Source organism: Algoriphagus sp. TR-M9, from assembly GCF_027594545.1.
Classification (GTDB): domain Bacteria; phylum Bacteroidota; class Bacteroidia; order Cytophagales; family Cyclobacteriaceae; genus Algoriphagus; species Algoriphagus halophytocola.
Genome location: NZ_CP115160.1, coordinates 1722937 through 1744870, shown reverse-complemented (window position 1 = coordinate 1744870; position 21934 = coordinate 1722937). Strand labels below are relative to the sequence as shown.

At 43.1% G+C, this 21934-nt stretch carries 13 protein-coding genes; 8 read left to right on the top strand and 5 right to left on the bottom strand.

Annotated features, from left to right (window positions below):
• Positions 1 to 5: 5 nt before the first annotated feature.
• A complete protein-coding gene (locus PBT90_RS07630) occupies positions 6 to 395 on the top strand; it encodes a hypothetical protein (RefSeq protein WP_270132519.1) in 390 nt (129 codons plus the stop codon).
• 17 nt (positions 396 to 412) lie between these two features.
• Positions 413 to 802, top strand: coding sequence for a hypothetical protein (locus PBT90_RS07625; RefSeq protein ID WP_264809795.1), 390 nt, complete (start codon positions 413 to 415; stop codon positions 800 to 802).
• Positions 803 to 892: 90 nt separating this feature from the next.
• Here the strand turns inward: PBT90_RS07625 and PBT90_RS07620 are convergent, their stop codons facing one another.
• Together PBT90_RS07620 and PBT90_RS07615 are read right to left on the bottom strand one after the other, a co-directional pair.
• Entirely contained in the window at positions 893 to 2413 is a 1521-nt protein-coding gene (locus PBT90_RS07620) for a DUF4394 domain-containing protein (protein WP_270132517.1), read from the bottom strand.
• Positions 2414 to 2644: 231 nt separating this feature from the next.
• Positions 2645 to 3445: a sulfite exporter TauE/SafE family protein gene (locus PBT90_RS07615; RefSeq protein WP_264809793.1), complete on the bottom strand. Its 801-nt coding sequence runs from the start codon at positions 3443 to 3445 to the stop codon at positions 2645 to 2647.
• Between the two features lie 366 nt (positions 3446 to 3811).
• Here PBT90_RS07615 and PBT90_RS07610 point away from each other — a divergent pair, with 366 nt between their 5' ends.
• Positions 3812 to 4615 carry a universal stress protein gene (locus PBT90_RS07610; RefSeq protein ID WP_270132510.1) on the top strand — a complete coding sequence of 268 codons (804 nt, stop codon included), beginning with the start codon at positions 3812 to 3814 and terminating at the stop codon, positions 4613 to 4615.
• Here PBT90_RS07610 and PBT90_RS07605 read toward each other — a convergent pair whose 3' ends face one another.
• From PBT90_RS07605 to PBT90_RS07595, 3 genes are all read right to left on the bottom strand, one after another.
• Positions 4616 to 5272, bottom strand: coding sequence for a Crp/Fnr family transcriptional regulator (locus tag PBT90_RS07605; RefSeq protein WP_264809791.1), 657 nt, complete (start codon positions 5270 to 5272; stop codon positions 4616 to 4618).
• A gap of 127 nt (positions 5273 to 5399) precedes the next feature.
• Entirely contained in the window at positions 5400 to 9524 is a 4125-nt protein-coding gene (locus PBT90_RS07600; RefSeq protein WP_270132507.1) for a hypothetical protein, read from the bottom strand.
• A 24-nt stretch (positions 9525 to 9548) separates the two neighbouring features.
• On the bottom strand, positions 9549 to 14855 hold the full coding sequence (locus tag PBT90_RS07595; protein ID WP_270132505.1) for a hypothetical protein: 5307 nt from the start codon (positions 14853 to 14855) through the stop codon (positions 9549 to 9551).
• Positions 14856 to 15116: 261 nt separating this feature from the next.
• On the opposite strand from PBT90_RS07595, the gene PBT90_RS07590 reads away from it, so the two are divergent.
• The 5 genes from PBT90_RS07590 (at position 15117) to PBT90_RS07570 (ending at position 21917) form a co-directional block, all read left to right on the top strand.
• The gene (locus PBT90_RS07590) at positions 15117 to 16379 is read left to right on the top strand and encodes an NAD(P)/FAD-dependent oxidoreductase (protein WP_270132501.1); all 1263 of its coding nucleotides are present in this window, start codon (positions 15117 to 15119) and stop codon (positions 16377 to 16379) included.
• A gap of 173 nt (positions 16380 to 16552) precedes the next feature.
• Positions 16553 to 16780: a FeoA family protein gene (locus PBT90_RS07585; RefSeq protein WP_264809787.1), complete on the top strand. Its 228-nt coding sequence runs from the start codon at positions 16553 to 16555 to the stop codon at positions 16778 to 16780.
• Positions 16781 to 16783: 3 nt separating this feature from the next.
• Positions 16784 to 18916, top strand: coding sequence for a ferrous iron transport protein B (gene feoB, locus PBT90_RS07580; RefSeq protein ID WP_264809786.1), 2133 nt, complete (start codon positions 16784 to 16786; stop codon positions 18914 to 18916).
• 170 nt (positions 18917 to 19086) lie between these two features.
• Positions 19087 to 20562 (top strand): lipopolysaccharide biosynthesis protein, encoded by a 1476-nt coding sequence (locus PBT90_RS07575; protein ID WP_264809785.1) that lies wholly within the window; start codon positions 19087 to 19089, stop codon positions 20560 to 20562.
• Between the two features lie 434 nt (positions 20563 to 20996).
• Positions 20997 to 21917: a universal stress protein gene (locus PBT90_RS07570; RefSeq protein WP_264809784.1), complete on the top strand. Its 921-nt coding sequence runs from the start codon at positions 20997 to 20999 to the stop codon at positions 21915 to 21917.
• Positions 21918 to 21934 lie beyond the last annotated feature (17 nt).

The window sequence follows — 21934 nt, the reverse complement described above, 5'->3', positions numbered from 1 at the left end:
ACAAAATGAAAACAAAAGTAATATTCGCATTTACAGTGCTGCTACTAGCCATTGCTTGGCAAGTAGAGGCACAGACCATCAATCTCCCCTCTCCAGACTTCAAAAAAGACATGCTAGGGGCATTCAGTCCCGGTGATGACCTTGGAATTACAGATAAGCAAAAAGAGGAACTCAACGAAAAGAATTCCGGCTTTTTGGATTCAGTCGTGAATATCGCCGATGGAGATGAATCAGACGATCAAAAAATCGCCAAAATAACCGGACTGGCTAAGGATCAAAACTCTGTTTTTGAAGACATACTAGGAAAAGACACAGTAAAGAAGTACCGAAAGAAAATCAAAAAGCAAATGGGGCCACTACGTAGGAAATACAAGCTGGCTAGATTTATCATCTAAACAAACAGACTATTATTATGAATAAATTCAAAATCGTTTTAGGCCTAGGCTTACTGCTATTCTTATCGTCAAATGTAAATGCACAAGGGCTGAAGATCCCTAAAGTAGATCTTTCCTCTCAGGTATTGGGAATTTTGAATGATACTGACGGACTAGACTTGAATTCGGATCAAAAGGAAAAATTGACCAAAAACAACTCCAGTTTTGTGGATGAACTGACAAACATCAGTAAAAGCGGAAAATCCGACGACGACAAAAAAGCTGCTTTTTTAGGTCTAAAAAACAAGAGAACTAAGTTTCTGACGGATCTACTAGGAAGTGATCTTTTCAAAAAGTACTCTGGGCAGATTCTCAAATCCATCAATCCGCTCAAATCTAAATTAGGGTTGGCTGCTTTGGCGTTTTAGCGAGTCAAGCAATTTCTCTATACGCTATAAAACATAACAAAAGGCTAGTCAAATGATTGACTAGCCTTTTGTTTATAAGTTTTTTTTGAATTAAAATCCTAAGCCCAAGGCCATGGAAGTAGGCATAAAATTGAGGTCTGAAATTTTTGCTGCACTTCCGCTCATCAGGTTAACGGAGTACACTCCAGTGGCACCTCCTACTGTGAACACCCCATAAGCCATATTTGAAGTCCCGCCAATATCAAATCCATTATCATCTGTCAAGTCCATACCCAAGGGGCCGATTTCAACCAAGTCTCCGTCATTAGGAGGAGAAACCTGATACAACATGTCGGTTTGCGCATCGATCACAAATAAAGATGTACTCGTAGTTCCAGCAAAATTTTCCGAATACGCTGCAGCACTTGCCATAGGGGTACCTGGATTTAAACTTCCATCCACTGCTACTACAGTGCCCAAGTCTGGATGTAGCCTTAAGTTTTGACCTTGCTCGGTAATCAACCTGATTCTATCTACAGTAGGGTTAAAATCAAAACCTATGAATGAACCCATTGCCATTGGATCTAGTGGACTACCGACGGCAGTAAGGGCTCCACTCGATGGGTTCACCGAATACAATTGGCTCTTGTTAGACACAGCCAGAAGTTGACCATTCATAGGTCTAAAGTCAAGGCCTACAATCATTTCACCTTCGCCCAAACCAGACATTTCTACTGCAATTGGAGCTGGATTCACAGGGTCAAACCGGTACAAATTATTAGCTGCATCTGTCGCATAAGCGATTGGGTTGGTCTTGAATGCAATACTCACTACCGGTGCGGAAAATGTCCCTACCCACGTGGCAGTCCCAGACGAAAGGCTAATGGTATATAACCTGGATTCTTCATTCATTCTATTTACAGCCAAGGCAACAGAATTGTCCGGTAAAATATCCATATCACCAGGTCCTTCAAAATCCACTCCCAGTTCTCCTACCGCTTCTAATCCTCCATCGTTTGGTGGCACTTGCTTAAAAAGCATATCCTGCTCAAAATCTATATCAAAAAGAGTAGTGCTAGTTGTTCCCGAAAAGCTGTCAGAGTAGGCCACTGCTCCAATTCTAGGATTCATTCCTCCATTTATAGATCCATCAGTAGCCACCACGGTTCCCAGCTCTGGATGAAGACGTAAATTCTGCCCTGACTCAGTAACTAACCTTACTCTGTCTACCGTGGGATTAAAATCCAAAGAAGGATTAGCACCTTGATAAGCCGGTGTAAACGGCTCCATTCCAAGTGCTGTAGCTGCTCCGGTATTTTCATTGATATGATAAAGTCTACTAGAGGAGCTAAGCGCATATAGCTGCCCGGTTGCAGGACGGTAATCTATGGAAACCAGCATTTCACCCGAACCTAGACCTGAAATATCTACTGAGCTAATGGCAGATTTTAAGTCAGTAGCATCGAATTTCAGAATTTTATTATCTGAGGTCAAAGCAGTAAAAGACACGTCAGGTGCTGTACCCGGCATATCTATGCTAGGTTGCATGGTGTCATCTTCCTCGCAAGAAAAGAATATCATAGGTATAGCCATTAGGGCTAAATAAGTAGCTAAAATTCTAAAATTTTTCATGAGTTGAATAGTTGATGTGATGTCATTTACGACATAGCCTATTCATTCGGATTGACTGAAAAAACAAATTTTTTAATAGTATTGTACAAAACCTATCCAGTGCCTTTACCCTTTTTGTCTTACCGGACAGCAGACAGAAAAGGCCACTCGGGCAAGGAAATTAAAATTCCCCTGCCCGAACGGCCTGATGCGAAGTCTCTTGAAGGAAAAGCCCCTAAACTATTCGAAACACTAAAACAATTCTTTAGAAATAATATAAAGTGCCATCACGAGAACAAACCAGCCAAATCCTTTTTTCAGAACTTTTTCATTGATCTTCTTGGAAAGGGAGCTTCCTATAAATATACCTACTATTGAAAGCCCCGTGAAAATCAACAACATCTTCCAGTCTATGACTTGATTGGAAACATCTCCTAGAAAACCGATTAATGATTTTGCCGCAATGATCAACAAGGAGGTGCCTACAGCTTTTTTCATGGGGAGTTTGGCCAGTAATACCAGGGCGGGAATAATCAAAAACCCTCCTCCTGCTCCTACAATCCCAGTAATCGTTCCCACTACCAATCCTTCTATTGCGATAAGTGGAATGTTAAATTTCACTTTGGAATCCTCTTTCACATCCTTTTTGCCGTTTCCCTGGATCATAGATACCGACGCCGCAAACATAATGATGGCAAAAAACACCATAATGCCTATGTTTTTGGTCACTTCTAGAGATCCTAGGTCAAACATGTGCTCAGGAATAGCAGGTACTAGAAATTTCCTGGTTAGAAAAACTGCTATGAATGAAGGTATGGCAAAGACTAATGCCGTTTTGTAATCAACCAGCTCCTTTTTCATATAGGTAAATGACCCTACCAAAGAGGTACTGCCTACCACAAACAGAGAATAAGCCGTAGCCAAAACCGGGTCTATTCCTAAAATATAAACTAAAACTGGGACTGTGAGTATAGATCCTCCCCCTCCTATTAACCCTAAACTGACTCCTATAATAACTGCGGCAGCATAGCCGACTAGCACGATAACATCCATTATTATTTCTTAAACTTGACCCTACAAAAGTAGAGCCCCAGACTATGCAATGAAGTGACAAATGTTACACTTAAATCCACATGCTTCAAATCAATTTTGGGTTTTATGAAGATCCGTACCTGACCCCAGTGTTAAATATGGGCTTTGAGGATTTTGTGTATTCTTCCAGGAGGCAAGTTCACAGTAGGATAGCATTCAATTCTGCTTTTAATATTAGGGAAATTTGATCCCGGTCAAGAAAGTCAAAAGAAAGATTAACAGTTAAAAAAAAGTAACAACTCATTAAGATAACCTAGCTAACTCAAAGTTGATTTTAGCTTGAGTTCTGTAAAGGATTCAGTAAATTAATAAAAACAACCCCGAGCCATGAAAGTAGTTGTCGCTTTAGATTTCTCTGATATATCCCTCAACGCCCTGGATTTTGCAGTTGCACTGGCGGAAAAGAAAGATGGTGAAATCATCCTCGTCCATGTGATTGAAGCTGTATTTGACTTTGCTTCTCAAGCCAGTGTAGCACTGGAAAGCATGCACGCCGATGCTGAGAAATTGATGAAAAAGTCCATAGTTGGGCGAAAAAACACAGGCCTAAAATTCAGATCAGTGATCAAGGAGGGAACAGCTTCTATTTCAATTTCCAAGTTAGCGACTGAAGTGGGTGCCACCCTAATCGTCATGGGTACGCAAGGATCCAGCGGGATATTAAAGAGCCTCATGGGCAGCACGACCATTAATTTGATAAAAGAAGCCACTGTCCCAACTTTGGTAGTGCCAGCAGAGTCTGACCCTAGCTTCATCCAGAAGGTAGCTATTGCTATGGAATTTGCAGATGATGAGACTGATTTTATAGAATGGGTAATTGGTCTAAGCAAGCGCTGGGAAAGTGGATTGGAATTCGTACATGTACAGACAGGCCTGGAAAACAACGTAGATCAAAAAATCTCTGAACTGGTCAAATTCATGGAAACCAACTACCCTAAAACACCCACCAAAATCCATAAATTCTACGCAAAAACTGCAGTTGAGGGGCTTGACCAGTATTTGGAAGAAAATGAAAATGTAGTTTTGGTGATGAGCCACCACCATAAAAACGTCTGGGATCAGATCCTAAGCCGAAGCCAAACCATGAAAATGATTTTTCACTCCAAAGTCCCTATTCTGGTCATGCCCTGACTATTTGCCGATCAATTCCTCAAAATCGTCCCGGATATAAATTACATTTCGCCCCAATTCTATCCATTTCTTCTTTTCCAGTTGTTTTAATAATCTGGATATCACCTCACGTGAAGTCCCCAGCTCATTTGCAATTTCCTGGTGGGTAGTATGCAGTTCATTGGTTTTGTACTGTTTCATTTTGGTCACAATATACCGCATCAGGCGCTCATCCATTCTTTTGAAAGCCACTGCATCTAAGGCTACCAGCATCTCCTGAAAGCGGCTTTGATAAGTATTAGAGACAAAATCCTTCCATTGCTTGAATTCATTACTCCACTGCTCATGAGTGGCGATGGGAATTCCAACCAAGGTAGTTTCCTCTTCTACTATTGCTTTGATTTCACTGGGTTTGGAGGCACTGCAGCAAGTCAGAGAAAGTGCGCAGGTCTCACCCGCATCCAGGTAATACAAAAACAACTCTTTCCCGTCCTCGTCCATTCTCAAAATCTTGATGGATCCTTCCAAAACTATTGGCACCATTTTGACAAACTGCCCAGGTTCCATGAGGACTTTACCTGCTTCGAGGTGAAGGATTTGTCCTTTTTCCAAAATCCCTTCCAATAACTTGGGGTCTGTAAAGTTTGGCAACAATGCATTTAATTCTTCTTGGTTCATGTTTTGCTAAAAATCAAATTTAATCAAGTGCAAATAAGGGATAGGTGACAATAATCACAAACCTGGCACTATTTGCCTTTTAATAAAAAAACTCCCAGATAAATCCGGGAGTTCAACTTCAAAGTCCTTAGCAAGTAGGGCAGCATACGAATGGAACCTTCGTAAGCGGAGAGGTTCTCAGGATCCTGAAGTGTCCTAGCCCTCGACTTAAAGGCCTGATCTCCGAGACCAAGTTGGTGGCTGTTTTCTTTGCCTTTAATCCTTCTCTTACTTCATTGGCTACTGCTTCACCAGCCCGCATGTTTCTATATTGCGCCATATGATCGTGGATATTGGTAATGTTGCCAAAAACCTCCACTACCAAAACACTCAAAGGACTATCCTCGGGCAGCCCCATTGATTTCAGTTTATCTGCGATTTCTTGCGAAGTGACAGTAGCAGTCCCTACAGGATGCTGATCTTTGATCGAAGCTATTTGATTCCCGATTCTGATCATATTGGGATTTAGCGTAACGCTTCCTGTAGTATAATCACCAATAGTAGGTTTAAAATAAACCTGCTGCGTCAAATCATTGATTTCTTTTAGGCGTTTAGGATCCGTATTAATTCTAACTCCTATTTTCATTTCAATCTCTCCAAGCAGGATATTTCTATGATCCTTGCCATCGGCCTGAGCTACCTGAGCATACACCAGAGTCCAAAGACTTGTTCTTGGAGGTTTGGAGGTCACATTCTTTCCCTGATGAACCGCTTTGGCAAAAGGCGCACTGACGTATAAGTGATTTTTACTTCTGTTCAATGAGCAAAGCAAAGTAGGCGCCGGGTGCTGAATTCCAGTTACCCGCAATGGTCTACCATACCTACCTTGCGCTGTGGACCAGAGATTATCCTCGCGATCAGGCCAATGCCCATGCCCAACCCGGAATTCATAAGTGAAAAACCCGAACATCTCTGCACTTTCGGCATGCATGCCCGGAGGGATGGGTAGAATATAATGCGTTTCGCTATCGCTGGCCTTGATCATAGGCTGCATAGCTCCCATTCCTGCCTTGTCATCACTTTGCCCTGGTATTATCTGCCGTGTCAACTCAGGATCCAGACTGATTGGGGCTTCTTCTGGCGGTACCAGTTGATCGCCCTCGTTGCTTGCCAACAATTGATCAGGAGCATTTCCCAGCATTCGGCAATAATAGGTATCGTCAGGATTTTCTACAGGTTGATCAAATTCAACCCACAAATAGCGTTTTCTGGCTTCTGAAGAACTATAGTCCTCCGTTCTTTCATATGGAGAAAAAGCTATTCCCACACTCACTATTTTCGGCACCTGTGCAGGTGGTAAAACGGTAGGTAAGGTCAACTGATCTGTTTCCAGTTCCTCAGGTTGAGGATGGCCGACTCTCACCTTTGGTTTGATTTTGTATGTGGCCCACAATTCGTCAGGGAACCTAAGGTCACCGTTATTTTGCTTCAGTTCGTTCTTCGGGTCCAGGGCGTCTATATAAATGATGCGGGTGTAATTTCTGTTTACAGCATCAAATCTATCCGGCTGTAATGCCTCAAAAGAAACCGTATGCTTAAGCTCAATATCACCCAGATAGGAATTCTTCCTGGACTCTGAATTTAAATCCTTTCGAAATTTAAATTCCCTTTCTATGACAAATGACACATCGTCCAAAGAATCCCAAGCCCAATCTCTATTGAGTTTATAACTCAAAGTAGCCAACCATTGATTATAAAGATCGGATTTAGTTGCAAAGGTGATAGAGCTTCCGTCAGGAGCCAAAGTATGCCTAATTCTAGAACTACAGCCAAATGCTATGCGCTCTCCTTTCGGTGCCACTAGGGTCAACCCTTTGGCTTCAACGCCTAGTGCATTGGCCAATCTTTCCACCACTCCAGCTTGGTTCTCCTCAGCAGTCCTTCTCAGCAGGGAGTTATAAATATTTCCTTTGATAGTAGGCACTGCATCTGGTTTGAGAAATAGGGCTTGAACCGGTGGGACATCTTCAAATTGCTGGAGCAAATCCAACTCAGCCGTAGGTTCTTTGTACAGCATAAACTGCATATTCTTACCAAACCTGCTATCCTGGTCTTCCACATCATCTATGATGCCAAAATAACTTTCAGGGGCTTCCTGACTTTCAGCCACAGCTCGAAGGGAAATCCTTATATGTCTACCGCTTGGCAGCACCAAACCTTCCATGCCGTTGATATCATCAATCAATAAGTCATCCCTCAAAAAAGGATTGGCCGGCTCGCCTAAATTCAACACAGGAACATCAATAAACTCCATAGGGATAGTCAGTGTTCCCTCAAATTGCTCTGGAAATGCCCGCGCTGTTTCGTATAAAGTTATATAACTATCATCTCCTTTTTGGCTGAGCTGGGTATCCATACGGAGAGACTTCACTTCGACACGCACCTTAACCTTGGTCACATCTGGATCCGGAAGTGCCGGCTTTAGCCCATCTGGCTGAAAATCTAAGGCCTTCAACATTGCGATAGGATCCTGACCCAGTGCCTGATACTTATTGGTGAAAACTACCGCAGGGTATTCCAATAGGGGTCTTTGGATCACGAAACTAGGATTTGAATCAAATTCAGTTTCATCATTATCCACAGCATTGAAATAGGTTCTTTGGTTACTTCTGATCTCCTCTGGCTTCTCCACCCTCAGCATGGCTGGGTTGACAAATCTCTTGAATGAAACGCTGGTTTCCGGGCTTGGAGCGTCATTGAGTGGATTATCCGTAAGGCTGGGCCCGCCTCCGGATATATCAGTCATTCTAATCCTAAATTCATAGGTATTTCCATAGCGAAGTTCAGTTTCCAAAGGTACCGGAATTAGCGCCTTATTTTGTACCACTTTCTTATCCTGAACCTCGTCCTGAATCCCTCCATTATCCTGATCATTTCTATAGATTTCTAAGGCATCTTTATCTTCTGTCACCAGATTTTTACCAATCCAATGTGCATAGTACATTGGCAACCAATAATGATCACTGTTAGGCCCAGAGATTTTATTGGGATAAACTTGGTAAGGCAATTCGGTGGTACTTGCTTCCAACTGTCCTTTGAACATGTTAGCAGACTCATTGATAGCAATATTATTGAGGCTTTCCCAGACAGCCCCTGGTTTTGCTGCACGCACATCGATATGATACCCCATCACTCCCAAAGGTGCATCAATGCGTTCCTTAGATCCTGGGTTAGATGGATTTTCTATCATCTGGCGGAGGTACCAAACCAGTATTTGCTCATCATCCCAGCCCAGTCTAATTCCTGCGTCAGATTGAGGAGGTAATTCATCCGGAGTTTCCTCCAATAAATTTCCACTTACGGGCTGATTGGCGTGTACTATTTTGGCAAAGCCATCATTGTAAGTTTGAGCCTCTATGAATAATTCATCCCAAGGCCCAAGTGGTAGAGGTTCGCTGGGGTCAGTGGCTTTTTTATAAAGTACAGGGAATAGTACCGGGGCGAAAACCGGTCTACTCTCTCCCTCCACTAACTCGGGGATTTTGGCAGCATATCGCTTAATCAGAGGACCATCTGCATGCTCTAAGAGCCCTGTCTGCGCTGTAGCATAAGGATCATTGACTATATCGGCATACAAATACCAACCATTTTCAAACCATTCTGCTTTCACCTCAAGCTTCACTTCATAGATCATCCCACATGCTTTTGCCAGCAATGGCTGACGCAATATATTTGCAAACACCTTACCCCAGCTCAGTTTGGTTCTAGGCTTATAGTTTACCGTTGGCACCTTATCTCTCACAGCACAAGAATACCCATCATCAGTAATGGCATTGGGGTGTCTAGGCTGCGTGAAGTTAAAGCTGTTGCGGTAGGTTTTAGGTAGATATTTCTTGATACTTTTTTCCACCGGAACTGGGTCTGGCAGCTTATCTGAATTATCGGTAATCGGCAGAGGCATGGCATCTGCTACCTTCTTGATGATCTCTGCCTTGTTCGTAGCAGCTGTGATTTTAACTGGTTCTACTATCGGTATCCTACTTGGAGCCGTAGCATTACTCAGCGGAAAATCATCTGTACCACGCACTATGGACAAAGTAAATTCCGGCTGAAAATCGGCAAAGCCCGGGACATTTGCGGGGTTTGGCAAACCCGTTGCCCAGTTCGAAAATGGATTAGTATTCCGTGGGACCACCACAATATTTACAGTCAGCGTATTTCCATCATAACGCTGCGGAAAAGTCATTAAGGACAATAATCTTTTAGGTTCCATAACTTGAGTTTTTGTGTTAAAAAATTAGGCGATTTGACGGCTTTCCTGCCAGGTCTCTTCGAAACTTATATTGATAATAAAGCATATGCTGATGTCCAGCCCGAAGGTGACAGAGGCAGTACAATCGGTTCGCTCAGGACTAGAGATTCGCTTCACGGTGCCACTGGCTTCTATGTAAATTGTCACACTTACTATTCCGCCGAGGATATTTGCATGCCCTTTGAAAAGCATAAATGCGGTCACCTCTATAACATTGGCATCGGCATACATTTCACAACCTACCATGTAGGTCACACTCACATTTCCGACCACTGGAAGACCCACCGAAATATTGGCTCCAAAGCCAAATTTCATCATCAGACTTGGCCCTATTTTAGTGTCGCATGCAATCTTCACTTCTACCGAACCCACTGCGTAAATGGTGGCTGCCCCCACTGTGACGCACATGACCTCCAATCCTCCATTGAACTGCACAAAACCTCCAGCTGTAGGTAGTAGTTGTTTTGGATCATTGGTGACTTTAAGTGCGGCATTAAAATATACTCCCAAAGCTAGCCCAGCTTCTAACCTAAGCGGACATTGTGGGGAATTATAAACCGAATCCTCCGGCGGGAATCGAATCAGGGGTATCTCTTTGGTTGCCTCAAACTTATATTCCCAGATTTCTCCGGCATTACTCATTGCAATCTGTAGACCTTTGCGCATGACCGCTCCATAATCTCCGGTACTGAGTGCAGCGAGCATCTGTAAAAGCTCAATTACAGGCTCTAGCGCAGGGCTAAATTCCACCTCAGGTAATGGTATTCCATCCAGTGGCCCCGGATTATCTTTATCGCCTGCATAGCCGGATTCTTTGCCCTTAGCCGCATCAAAATTTCCCTTGATGGTCATCAAGCGCTCAAATGACCCCAGGTCAACTACCATCCCTACATTGTTAACCTTACTCTTCCAAGTATCAGCGAGATCATTGGCAAATGAATCCACATCAAAATTCAACTTAGAGTCCACATATTGTTTATTTCCGGGAGCTCCTTGAGTTGCTTTGTATTCAATGTAAATTTTCAGCGCATCCATGTCCACCAGGTACAATGGATCGAAGTTTGGCACATCAAACGCCAAGGCTTTATTCAGTGTAGCGTTTGCCTCACCTGAGAGCAGCTTAAAGCCCTTGTCCACCACTTTTCCCGCTTCTTCCTTCGCAGTAATCTCCATGAGTTCAAGTACTTTTCTACCTCCATCCTGTGCAGCATTTTCGATAAAAGCTTTCACTTTATTTCCCTGCTCATCCACCCCATCCAAGAGCGCCATAGCCTTTCCATAATTGGAATAGGCATCTCCTACATTCGGGAAAATACTGCTTCCATTCATCAACTTGTAAGCATCCGAAAAAATAGGAGGCGTTTTACTCATCAATTTGGAAATGCCTTTTTTATAGCTAGGAGTCAGGAAAAGTGCCTTTTGCGTGGCTGTACTCTGAAGAAAACCATAATTTATAGTGGCCTCCACAGGATTTCTGAGAATCTCAGTTGGGTGAGCCAAGCGTAATAATTTATTGGCAACGTCTGTATTTTTCACTACAGTCTGCTTATCCCACTCTCCAACCCGTATGAGTGGAATAGGAATATGCGGTGGCAGGGGCGTCACCTCTCCAGAACCGGTCTCATGCTGCACCATACTCCAGCTGCCGTCTTTTGGCAATAAAACTGATCCGCGGGTAGCCGCCACAAAAATCGGTTGGTCACTAGGATTCCCAGGTTTTTCAGAATGAGAAATATCAAATCTATTGATTTGCATCAATTGCCCGGAGTTATTGACATCCATTACGCAGTTGATATCTCCGCCCATTTGACCACCCTGAAGGGTAAGCAATCCCCTAAGTTGATTTGGTGTTAAAGGAATACCAGGAGGAGACAACTGTACATAACCTAAAATCTTTTTGGCTGGGGTGCGTCCATTCTTATGGCCTTTCACCAGATTTTCTACAGCTATATCTGCATCAAAATACACTGCCACACATTTCACTTCCTGATCAAATGCAGGCCCGTTATTATTGACCTTCTCGCCAAAGACATTGATGTAGTTCTGGTTTTGGACAATGTTGTTTTTTGCTACATAATCCGCTACTGTCCCGTCTTCTTGAATGTTTGAAATATTAAACAACCCTCTCAAAGTGCCGGGGTGTAGCTCATAAGGTGCCTCTTCCACTTCCGGATTTCCGGCAACTGTTTTGTCAATGTATTTATATCTAAAATCAAATACTCCATCGGATTCTGGCTGCCATCCGCTGTCCGTCCGGTAAACAAATCCTGAGCTTGTCCTGAATAATGTAATGGTTCGGACCACTCGTATACCCCAGGGGTAAACTATACTCTTCACCTGGATCACCTCATGGCCTGTCCTGCCCATCATTATATCAAATCTCGCCTGACTGGTCTGGGCGATCGCAGCAGATGGACTCAGCCAGTTACTGAAAGCAGAAGCTCCATAGCCTGAAAAGTCTATTTTGCTTACAGGAACTCCCCTTCCGGTCACTTGCGAAGGATTTGCCTGATCCACAAAAAACTCTCCGTTGAATATTTCAGTGACACTTTGACCTAATGTACTGGCACCGGTAGCATTGCCCCCCAGTCCAAGTACATTTGCAAGCTGCACGGTAAACCCTGCAAACATGGGGAGATCATTTTTCTTCGGCTCATTATTGAATTTCTTACCATAATCCCCAGCTGTGGCCCGAATCTGTATCCCTCCCTGCATATCGTTCGGGAAATTTGGCCTGACATTGTCAAGTGTAGGTTTGATGCTTTCCCGTTCATTGGTGTGCGAGAGCTCAGCCATTGCTTTCAGCCCAAATGGTAAAGTAAACAAGGTGTTTACCGGAGTTTCCTGCTTCTGATATTTATCTAAAATAAAATCCACCAAGGGTTTAGGAGAAACTGCTATCCTCTCGGCATGGCTGTTTATAAATCGAGTTGGTCCACCGTCATTTGGATAATAGTTAAAAAGCATTGGAGGATCCCCCGGCTTTCCTGGGGCTGGTGGAGTCAGGTTGAAAACCGGTTCCCAAGCCACTTGAGGCATCATGAAAAGTCTGGTCATCGCACCTGGTGCGATCACCTGCATCCCTTCCACGGAAATCATTTGACTATTCGTCTGTGAGATGCTCGCCTGTCCATCACCCACTGAATGAGCCACACCGGTCACTACTCGTTGGCGATTGGGCAGCCCCATACTCACGCCTATCTGGTTTGCATTGGAGCTGACATCCAGTAGGGCGAAATAATCCTGCTCAAAAATTCTAGTAAATGCCCCTAATTGCTCCTCATAGGGTGGAAGCGAATTGTCACTAGCGGCAGATTTGGGAGCAGAACTGGACTTCAAAGTTCCCACCACAGGCTGCGGTTGGGTCACACTTTTCACTAAATCACTATTAACCTCTCCTGCCACGCCTGTTGGTTTTGACGCAGAAGTATTGTTCGGACCAAAATGGAACTTGGTCTCCACCTTATCTACTTTTTCATCTAAGGGTTCTTGGCTGATTTGACATACCAGCCAACTCCTAATACCATCTATTACTTTTCTTTTGTCTCCAAACTGTCTGGCGAAAACACCAAGATTGGCAGCATAGGGATCAGGAAGGGTAGGCAAATAGCTGAGCATTCCAAAAACCAAGAAAGTCTGGCTTTTAACTATCCTGGTCCAATCCTCTGTACACTCCCCAAAAACCAAGGCTCCATTTACGGGAGAAATGGTAAATAGAGCATTTTCCAGCGCTATGGCTATACTTTTAAAATCGGGGACTTTATCAAATGGCAACTTGTTGTCCCACAAAATATTGTCATCAAACAGGTAAATCAATTTCTTGGCATCTGTCCCAGCCAATACCAATGCTGAATTTTTGGTTTTAACAGCCACAGGTAGCCCGCTTACCTGCAAAGGTCTGTCCACCTTGATCTGGGCATTGGCGAGCCCTACCAGCATCTCGGCACCTTCAGCTAAAGAATTATAGAGAAAGGTGGCACTTTTGTTTAAAGCAAGTGAAATGGAGGTCCCATGATCATTTTGTTCGTCTTTCCAGTGGTCGATAGTCTGGAAAGCTCCCTCTCCATCTGAAACCAAATCCGTGATTGCGATCCTTCCGTTTTCAACGAGAAGCTGCGGTTTCACCAGTTTAAGACTCTTGCCTTCCAGTCCTTTCCATTTAAACTTCAACCCTGACTTTAACACTTGTAAAATGCCTCCACAACCTGCCACTTCCAAGGGTGCTGCTAGATCTAGTTCTGCCGCAGGGATAGCCCAAAAGGAATTGCTCACTGGAGCCGACTCCTGAAGCTTCACCATTGGACTACTTTGTTTTTTGGGTTCAAAAAGATTTTCTGAACAAGAATAAGGGATCAATAGCCTGGAAAGCTGTGCATCGTAGGTAGGCGCTTTTTTGATTTTGGCAAAGGAGGCTACCTGCCCATAGACAGCCCATTGGGCATTTGCGCTATCATGAATTTGTGCTTTGGAAGCGCCTGAAAAGGAAATAGCAATGGTAGCCGGTGTCTGAACTTTTGCCTCAAAAGCATCTCTTCCATGCTTGGATTTTGCTTTGGAAGCTGCCGTTGTCTGTTCTAATTCCAAGGAGACTTGCACAGTGGTATTAGCTGCCAAAACTAGTTTTTCACCTTGAAGGACTGGATTTGCACTGAGCTGTATTTTTCCGTCACTTACCTTCAAGCCTACATACCTGGTATTCGGAGCATTGCTAGCTAACATGTCAGCTCGTATGTAAAAACTACCAGGAGCTACATCATAAGTCTTGCTGACTTGTATGGCCGGGGCATTGATAGGTTTGGCGATTGCCTCTTGGAAAGTAGCTTTAAACAAAATCACCGGCAGATTACTGTTTTGCTGATAAATGCCGATCAACTTGGTGACCTTATAAAAATCTATGGTGATCACCCTTCCGTCCAGACGCGTGAGTGGCCCTATGGACTTTTCTACCTTGGCCCCAGCAGCCCATTTAGGAACACTGGTTTTGATCTGTGTGGTACGAATAGGTACGTCGCGTACAAAAGCCTTGAGCCTTGGTTCCTTTTCCGAAACTTTGGCTTTCTGAACCTCCTTTTGGATCAATTCAATTTTTTTCTTCGGTACCCTATCCTGAAAGAACAACTCTGTATTTTCAAAACTAAAGGACTCCGGCTTGACCTCTTCACTGTTTTGGATCAATAAGGACTTTGCCAATAAGGGAACACCTTCCTCCCACTGTTTTTTCTCAGAACCTTTTTCTGCATTCAAATGCCCAAACACATTGGACAAAAGCATTTCCAGCTGGTCTTTTTCCATGATAAAAAGGATTAAAAGTAAGACTTCATGTATTATTCACAGGAGGAAAATTAACTATTTTAAAAAAACGAAAAATAGCGTTAACACCCTGAAAAATAGAACATTAATGTAATGATTTACTTTAGCAATATCCAGTAAACCAACCACAAAAACCGTAATATTTTTATTGCATATCAATAAAAGTAAATTTCGCTTAAGTGATAAATATCACAATTTCCTTTGGGCAGATGCTATACATTGGGTTAAATAACACTTCTAGCCATGAGTCACTTTCAAGTAGTAATCATAGGAGGTGGTACAGCAGGTATCACTGTGGCCGCCCAACTTAAAAGACAAGATGCCAAACTACCCATTGCCATCATAGAACCTTCAGAAAAGCATTTTTATCAACCTGCCTGGACTTTGGTGGGGGCCGGTACCTATCACTTCAAAGACACCATACGAGAGGAGGCAGATTATATTCCAAAGGGCGTGAAATGGATCAAAGACTACGCGACTCAAGTACTTCCAAAGAAGAACACCGTTGCAACCAAAAACTCTGGGCACATCACCTATGATTTTTTGATCGTCGCTCCTGGTCTGGTAATGGCGCCAGAGCTTTTGGAGGGACTACCCGAAGCGATGGAAAAAGGGATAGCTTGCAGTAACTATACAAACCCAGAACATACCTGGGAGATGCTACAAAAATTTAAAGGTGGAAATGCAGTTTTCACCCAGCCTTCAACTCCTATCAAGTGCGGGGGCGCTCCGCAAAAAATCATGTACATGGCTGAGGAATATTTCCGAAAATCCGGAGTTAGGGAGAAAACCAATGTGATTTTTGCAACGCCGGGTACGGTTATTTTTGGAGTGCCGGATTTTGCTAAAACCCTGAATCAAATCATCGAAGATCGAGCTATTGTTTTTAAGCCCTTCTATTCCCCTGTACGAATAGATCCTGACAAGAAAGAAATCACATTTCGATACATCAAACCCGGTATAAAAACCACAGACATAGAATTGAACGAAAAACTGGGAGAGCAGACAGATGGTGAATCAGAAATACGCATGCCCTTTGATTTTTTGCACCTTGCTCCACCTCAGATGGCACCAAAATTCATCCAGGACTCTGAGGTTTCCATGCAAGATGGACCTAATAAAGGCTGGGTAGATGTGGATAAGCATACACTACAACACCTGCGTTTTCCGAATATATTCTCCCTAGGAGATGTAGCAGCACTGCCAACAGCCAAAACCGGTGCTGCCATCCGTAAGCAAGCACCGGTATTAGTGGAAAACCTCATGGGAATGATCCAAACCAACAGCTTGGGTGCTGCCTCTTACAATGGCTATTCATCCTGCCCTCTGGTCACTGGCTATTCCAAAATGGTACTAGCTGAATTCAAGTATGACAATGTGCGGGATTCAGATCCTTTGATTTCCAAATTTGTGGACACCACGAAAGAACAGTACTCCATGTGGCTGCTCAAAAAATACGGATTGCCTTTTATGTATTGGAATCTGATGCTAAGAGGAAAAGCTTAGCCAAAAAAACTAGAATATTGACATACGAAACTGGCTTTTCGGTAAAGGAAGAGGCAGAAGGACTGGATTTTCTAATAAAAGATGAAAACATGACAAAAATCTTATCTATTTTTCTTTAGATTCATTCCAAATAATTCTATTTTTGCATTCGGTCAAAAGACCTATGCAACTATATGTTTATTACTGCTGATACAATCCCCATTTTCTCTTCTGCCATTATACGTGAGGTCACCAATTCCCCACTGAAAATCAACCTGATGGAACTGGGTTTTCTGCCGGGTAAAGTGATCACCTTACAGCATTCGGCGCCCATGGGAGGTCCTATGGCCTTCAAATTGGAGGAGACCATTCTTGCCCTTCGTAAAACAGAAGCCTCACTCATTCAAGTCGAAATACTCTAATTCATGTCAGAGTCCACTACTATCCCACACCCTACCAAGTATCCCAAAATCGCGATCATTGGAAACCCAAACGTAGGGAAGTCTACAATTTTCAATCAGCTCACAGGCTTGAAGCAAAAAATAGGAAACTATCCAGGTGTCACTGTGGACAAGAAAGTCGGTTGGATGGATTTCTCTGGTCATAAATATGAGATTATTGACCTGCCGGGGACTTACAGCCTATATCCAAACTCTGAGGATGAAATCATAGCCCATAGAGTGTTGAATAATCTGAGCCAACACGGACAGCCGGATTTTGTACTGATGGTAATAGATTCCTGCCAGCTGTCAAGAGGTTTGTTTTTGGCTACACAGCTGATCGATATGGGTTTAAATCTGGCGCTAGTTCTGAACATGGCGGATATTGCGAAGCGCAAAAACCTCTCGATCAAAACCTTTGAGATCTTCAAAACCCTGAACGTCCCCATTCTGAGTACAGATGCACGTGGAGAAAAGGGAATAGATCAGATTCGCGACCTGATCCATCAGCAGAATTTCAGCAAGCAAAATACTTTCCTGGACATTGAAGAAGTGGTGCCAGCTGACATTCTAAATCAAGTCAAGGAGAAATTCAACTTGAAAAGCACCTATCAGGCCTATCAGCTTTTGCGCTTTGGCACCAAGGATAAAGCTATCCCAGCAGCTGACAGTGCTTGGCTGAGCCAACTTGTAGCCAGCCATAATTTCGACATGGAGGCCGCCCAACTGGAAGAGACCTCCCTTCGATACCAAAAGATCAATGAGATCGTAGAAAAGACTGTAGTCAAATCCCCCACCCAAAAGCAGGAAGCCGGTATAGATAAGATTTTGCTCCATCCCGTTTTTGGGTATTTCATATTTGGAGCAATCCTGCTACTCATTTTTCAAGCCATTTTTGCATGGGCATCAGTTCCTATGGACTTAATCGACGGCTTCTTTGCAGACCTTGCCGGATGGGTATCCAATGCTTTGCTAGAGGGCCCTCTAAGCAGCTTAATTACAGAAGGAATTATTCCCGGAATAGGCGGGGTGGTGATATTTATCCCTCAAATAGCCATGTTATTTGGCTTTCTGGCTATTCTGGAAGACACCGGTTACATGTCCAGGGTAGTATTTCTGATGGACAGATGGATGCGTCCTTTTGGTCTGCATGGCAAAAGTATAGTTCCTTTGGTTTCTGGTGTGGCATGCGCCATCCCGGGTGTGATGGCTGCTAGGAATATTGGCAACTGGAAGGAAAAAATCATCACTATAATGGTAACTCCGCTGATGAGTTGCTCTGCTCGCTTACCGGTATACGTGATCTTGATAGGGCTAGTAGTACCCAGCGAAACCGTACTTGGTTTTATCAATTTGCAGGCGGTAGCATTATTAGGCCTATACATATTGGGAGTAGTGGGAGTTTTGTTTACTGCCATTATATTGAAGAAGATCCTGAAGTCAGATGAAAAAAGCTTCCTCATGGTGGAGCTCCCTACTTACCGAGCTCCGAGATGGCTGGATGTTCTGCTGACCATGTATAACAAGTCCAAGACCTTTGTATTGGAAGCAGGGAAGGTAATCTTGGCGATTTCAGTTATCCTGTGGGTATTGGCTTCCTACGGACCACCAGAGCGGATGGACCAAATCCGTGCAGAAAGCGTAGTGAAATTAGAACAAGCTAGTCCTGAGCAAATAGCTGAGGTGGAAAATGAAACCGCATCTCTCCTATTGGAAAACTCCTTTATAGGAATCATGGGAAGAGCGATAGAGCCAGTGATCAAACCTCTCGGATATGACTGGAAAATAGGAATTGCCTTAATCACCTCCTTTGCTGCCAGAGAAGTTTTCGTATCCACCATTGCTACTATTTACAGTATAGGTTCGGACACTGAAGACGAGCTGACCATTAGGGAAAAGCTGAATCAGCAAGTTAACCCAGAAACAGGTGAAAAAGTCTATACCACTGCCACAGCATTTTCGCTGATGGTGTTTTATGCCTTTGCCATGCAATGTATGAGCACTTTGGCCGTAGTATATAGAGAGACAAAAGGCTGGAAATGGCCTTTGATACAAACCGCCTACATGACCGTACTGGCCTATGTATCCGCATTTATAGTTTATCAAATTCTTTCTTAAACATGTGGCAAGAAATTCTAGTTGGAGTAATTGTTTTAGTAGCCTTAGGTTTTTTGGTGAAGAAGTATTTCTTCAAATCCAAATCCAATGCTGGATGTGACAAGTGCGCCAAACCTTGAATGCAGCCCAATTTGATTTCTTATTCCTGATTTTTTGATACTTTTAAGCTCATGGGTAAAGTAGCCAAGCAAAGTATTCAAACTACCATTTTTTCTTATTTGGGTGTAGTGATAGGCTACGTGAATGTGCTTTGGCTGTATCCTTATGCCCTGGATGCTTCCGAACTGGGAACCTTCAGGACCATACAGGACTTAGGCTTACTTTTCGTTCCATTTGCACAGCTGGGAGTAGGACATGGGATCACACGCTTTTTCCCCCAGCTCAAAACCAATCAATCTGCTTTTCTAAGCTATGGACTGCTTTTTTCCATGCTGGGTTTTGCCCTAGTCAGTACCATTTTCTTAGGTTTCAAAGCGCAAATCATTTCCTTATTTGCCGTCAACTCACCCGCTGTTATTGACTTTTTGGGAGTGGTTTTGCTGATTACGCTATTTGCGCTACTAAGCAGTATTTTAGATGCCTATAGCCGCTCCTATGTCAAGGTAGCTGTTCCCACCTTGGTGAGGGAAGTATTCCTGAGATTACTCACGGGAATACTGGTTGGGTTATACCTGTTGAAGTGGCTCAGCTTTCCTCAGGTCATGCAGGCACTAGTGCTGGTGTATGGTTTGGCATTCCTAGCTATGCTGGTGTATTTACTTTGGCTGGGAGTTTTGAAGCTGGATTTCAGCTGGAATACCTTCCCAAAAGGATTTCGCAGTTCCTTTGTGCAATTCAGCCTCATCACATTCTTAGCCACCGCGGCCTCTACCTTGATCATGAAAATAGACAGCATCATGGTAAGTTCCATGATTAGCCTGGAAGCCAACGCTATCTACACCATAGCTTTTAGTATGGCACTGGTCATTGAACTTCCGCGAAGGGCGATTTCCCAAGTGGTCATGCCGGTCATTTCTGATCATTTCTCCACTGGCAACCTAAGGGAAATAAATAAACTTTATCAGCAGGTGTCTAATAGGCAACTCTACATTTGCCTGCTCCTTTTCATTGGAATATGTGCAAACCTTGATGCTTTGTATTACTTTATCCCCAATCGGGCGATCTATGAGCAAGGCAAATATGTGGTCATATTGATAGGCTTGGGAAAGCTATGTGATGTAGTATTTTCGGTCAATAGTGAAATCCTGGTTTTCTCCAAACATTATCACTTCAACCTATTTGCCACCATAATCATGAGCATGATGATAATAGCACTGAATTATCTTCTTATTCCGGAATTTGGGATAGAAGGAGCTGCTTTGGCATCTGTAGTAGTCATGTTTCTGTTTAATCTGGTGAAATATCTGTTTCTTAAAATCAAGCTAGGTTTTGATCCTTTTTCCAGCGAAACATTAAAAATCTCCCTTGTGGGAATAATTGCCTTAATCCCTGCGGTTTTTGATATTTTTTCCGGTCATCCTATTTTGAGTATAATCCTTACGAGCAGTCTGGTCCTGGGCTTGTATTTGATCAGCTCTAGATTAATAGGAGTAGGATCAGCTGAATGGGAATGGGTAAAAAGTAGAATAAAAAAGTCCGGATCTTAGAGTGTTACAAACCTCCTATAAGACAAGATTTGAGCTGCCTGAAAACCGCAAACTTCCACTGTTATCCTGACTCTTTCGAGCCGAGGTCCCGCAGGTGCAGGATGAGGCCTGTTTTTGGGAAGGGCTTCACTCGGTAATTTTGATAATTGTGAAGTTTGAACATGTCAGCGACCCGGACAGTGCAAATATACGATTTATTACATGGCAGGTTGGCAAATCATCCAGATGATTACGATAATGTATGCTATTGGGACTGATTCATAAGTGTTTATTGCTGAAATTTCAGAATTAAATTTCACTCAAATCATTTTCACCTAGCTAGGAATCTGAAAATGACTGAACCAACTCTTAATCTCGAAACAATATTTTCTGCTTTCTTCATACATTTTCTTATTTTAAACTTAAATTTGTAATTCTAAATCTCCTGACACTTTATGTATTTGATTAAAAAACTGATTGTTTGTCTGGATCAGACCTCTTTGGACCAGACCTTATTACAGCACGCTGCCTTCATCGCTAAAGTCAATCAAACAAAAAAAATCTACTTCGTAAATGTGATTAAAAACTTAAGTATCCCCAAGGAGGTACTTCAGGAGTTTCCCAATCTGGTGGAGAACATGGTAAACGAAAGGCAAGAAGCCATGGAGTCAGCCGTGAAGCAATTTTTCCCAGACCCCAAAGGAGTTTCTCTAAACTACATAGTCAAAGAAGGCTCACTTTCGAAAAAAATCCTCAAACTAGCCGAGGAAAAGTCAGCAGACATGATCCTGATCGGAAGAAAAATCAAACTACCAGGGTCAGGTGTAGCCTCACTTCGACTGGCCAGACGGGCTAGTTGCTCGCTTTTGATTGTTCCGGAATTTGCTCCAGTTATTTTAAATAAACTATTGGTTCCCAGTGATTTTTCAGAATATTCTAAAGATGCACTTGAAGAGGGCATCATGATCGCCTCAAAGCATGGCGGTGTAGAAATCATCTGCCAAAATGTATTTTCTGTACCTTCCGGGTATCACTTCACCGGCAAAAGTTATGAGGAGTTTACGGAGATCATGCGCATGCATGCGGAAATCAATTACAAGAAATTCATTCGGAAAATAGATACCAAAGGAATATCAATCACTCCTATCTATACCCAGGACAGTAACGATGATGTGGCCAAGGAAATAGTATCCAAAGCAAAAGAAGTGGGCGCAAACGGAATCATTATTGGAGCTAAAGGACGTACTGCAGCCACAGCTTTATTTATAGGTAGCATAGCCGAACGCTTGATCCGATCCAATGATGAAATCCCCCTACTAGTCACGCGACCAAAAGGAAAAAATGCTGGGATTCTAGATTATATTCTAGAAATCTAAAGAAGTGACTTTATACT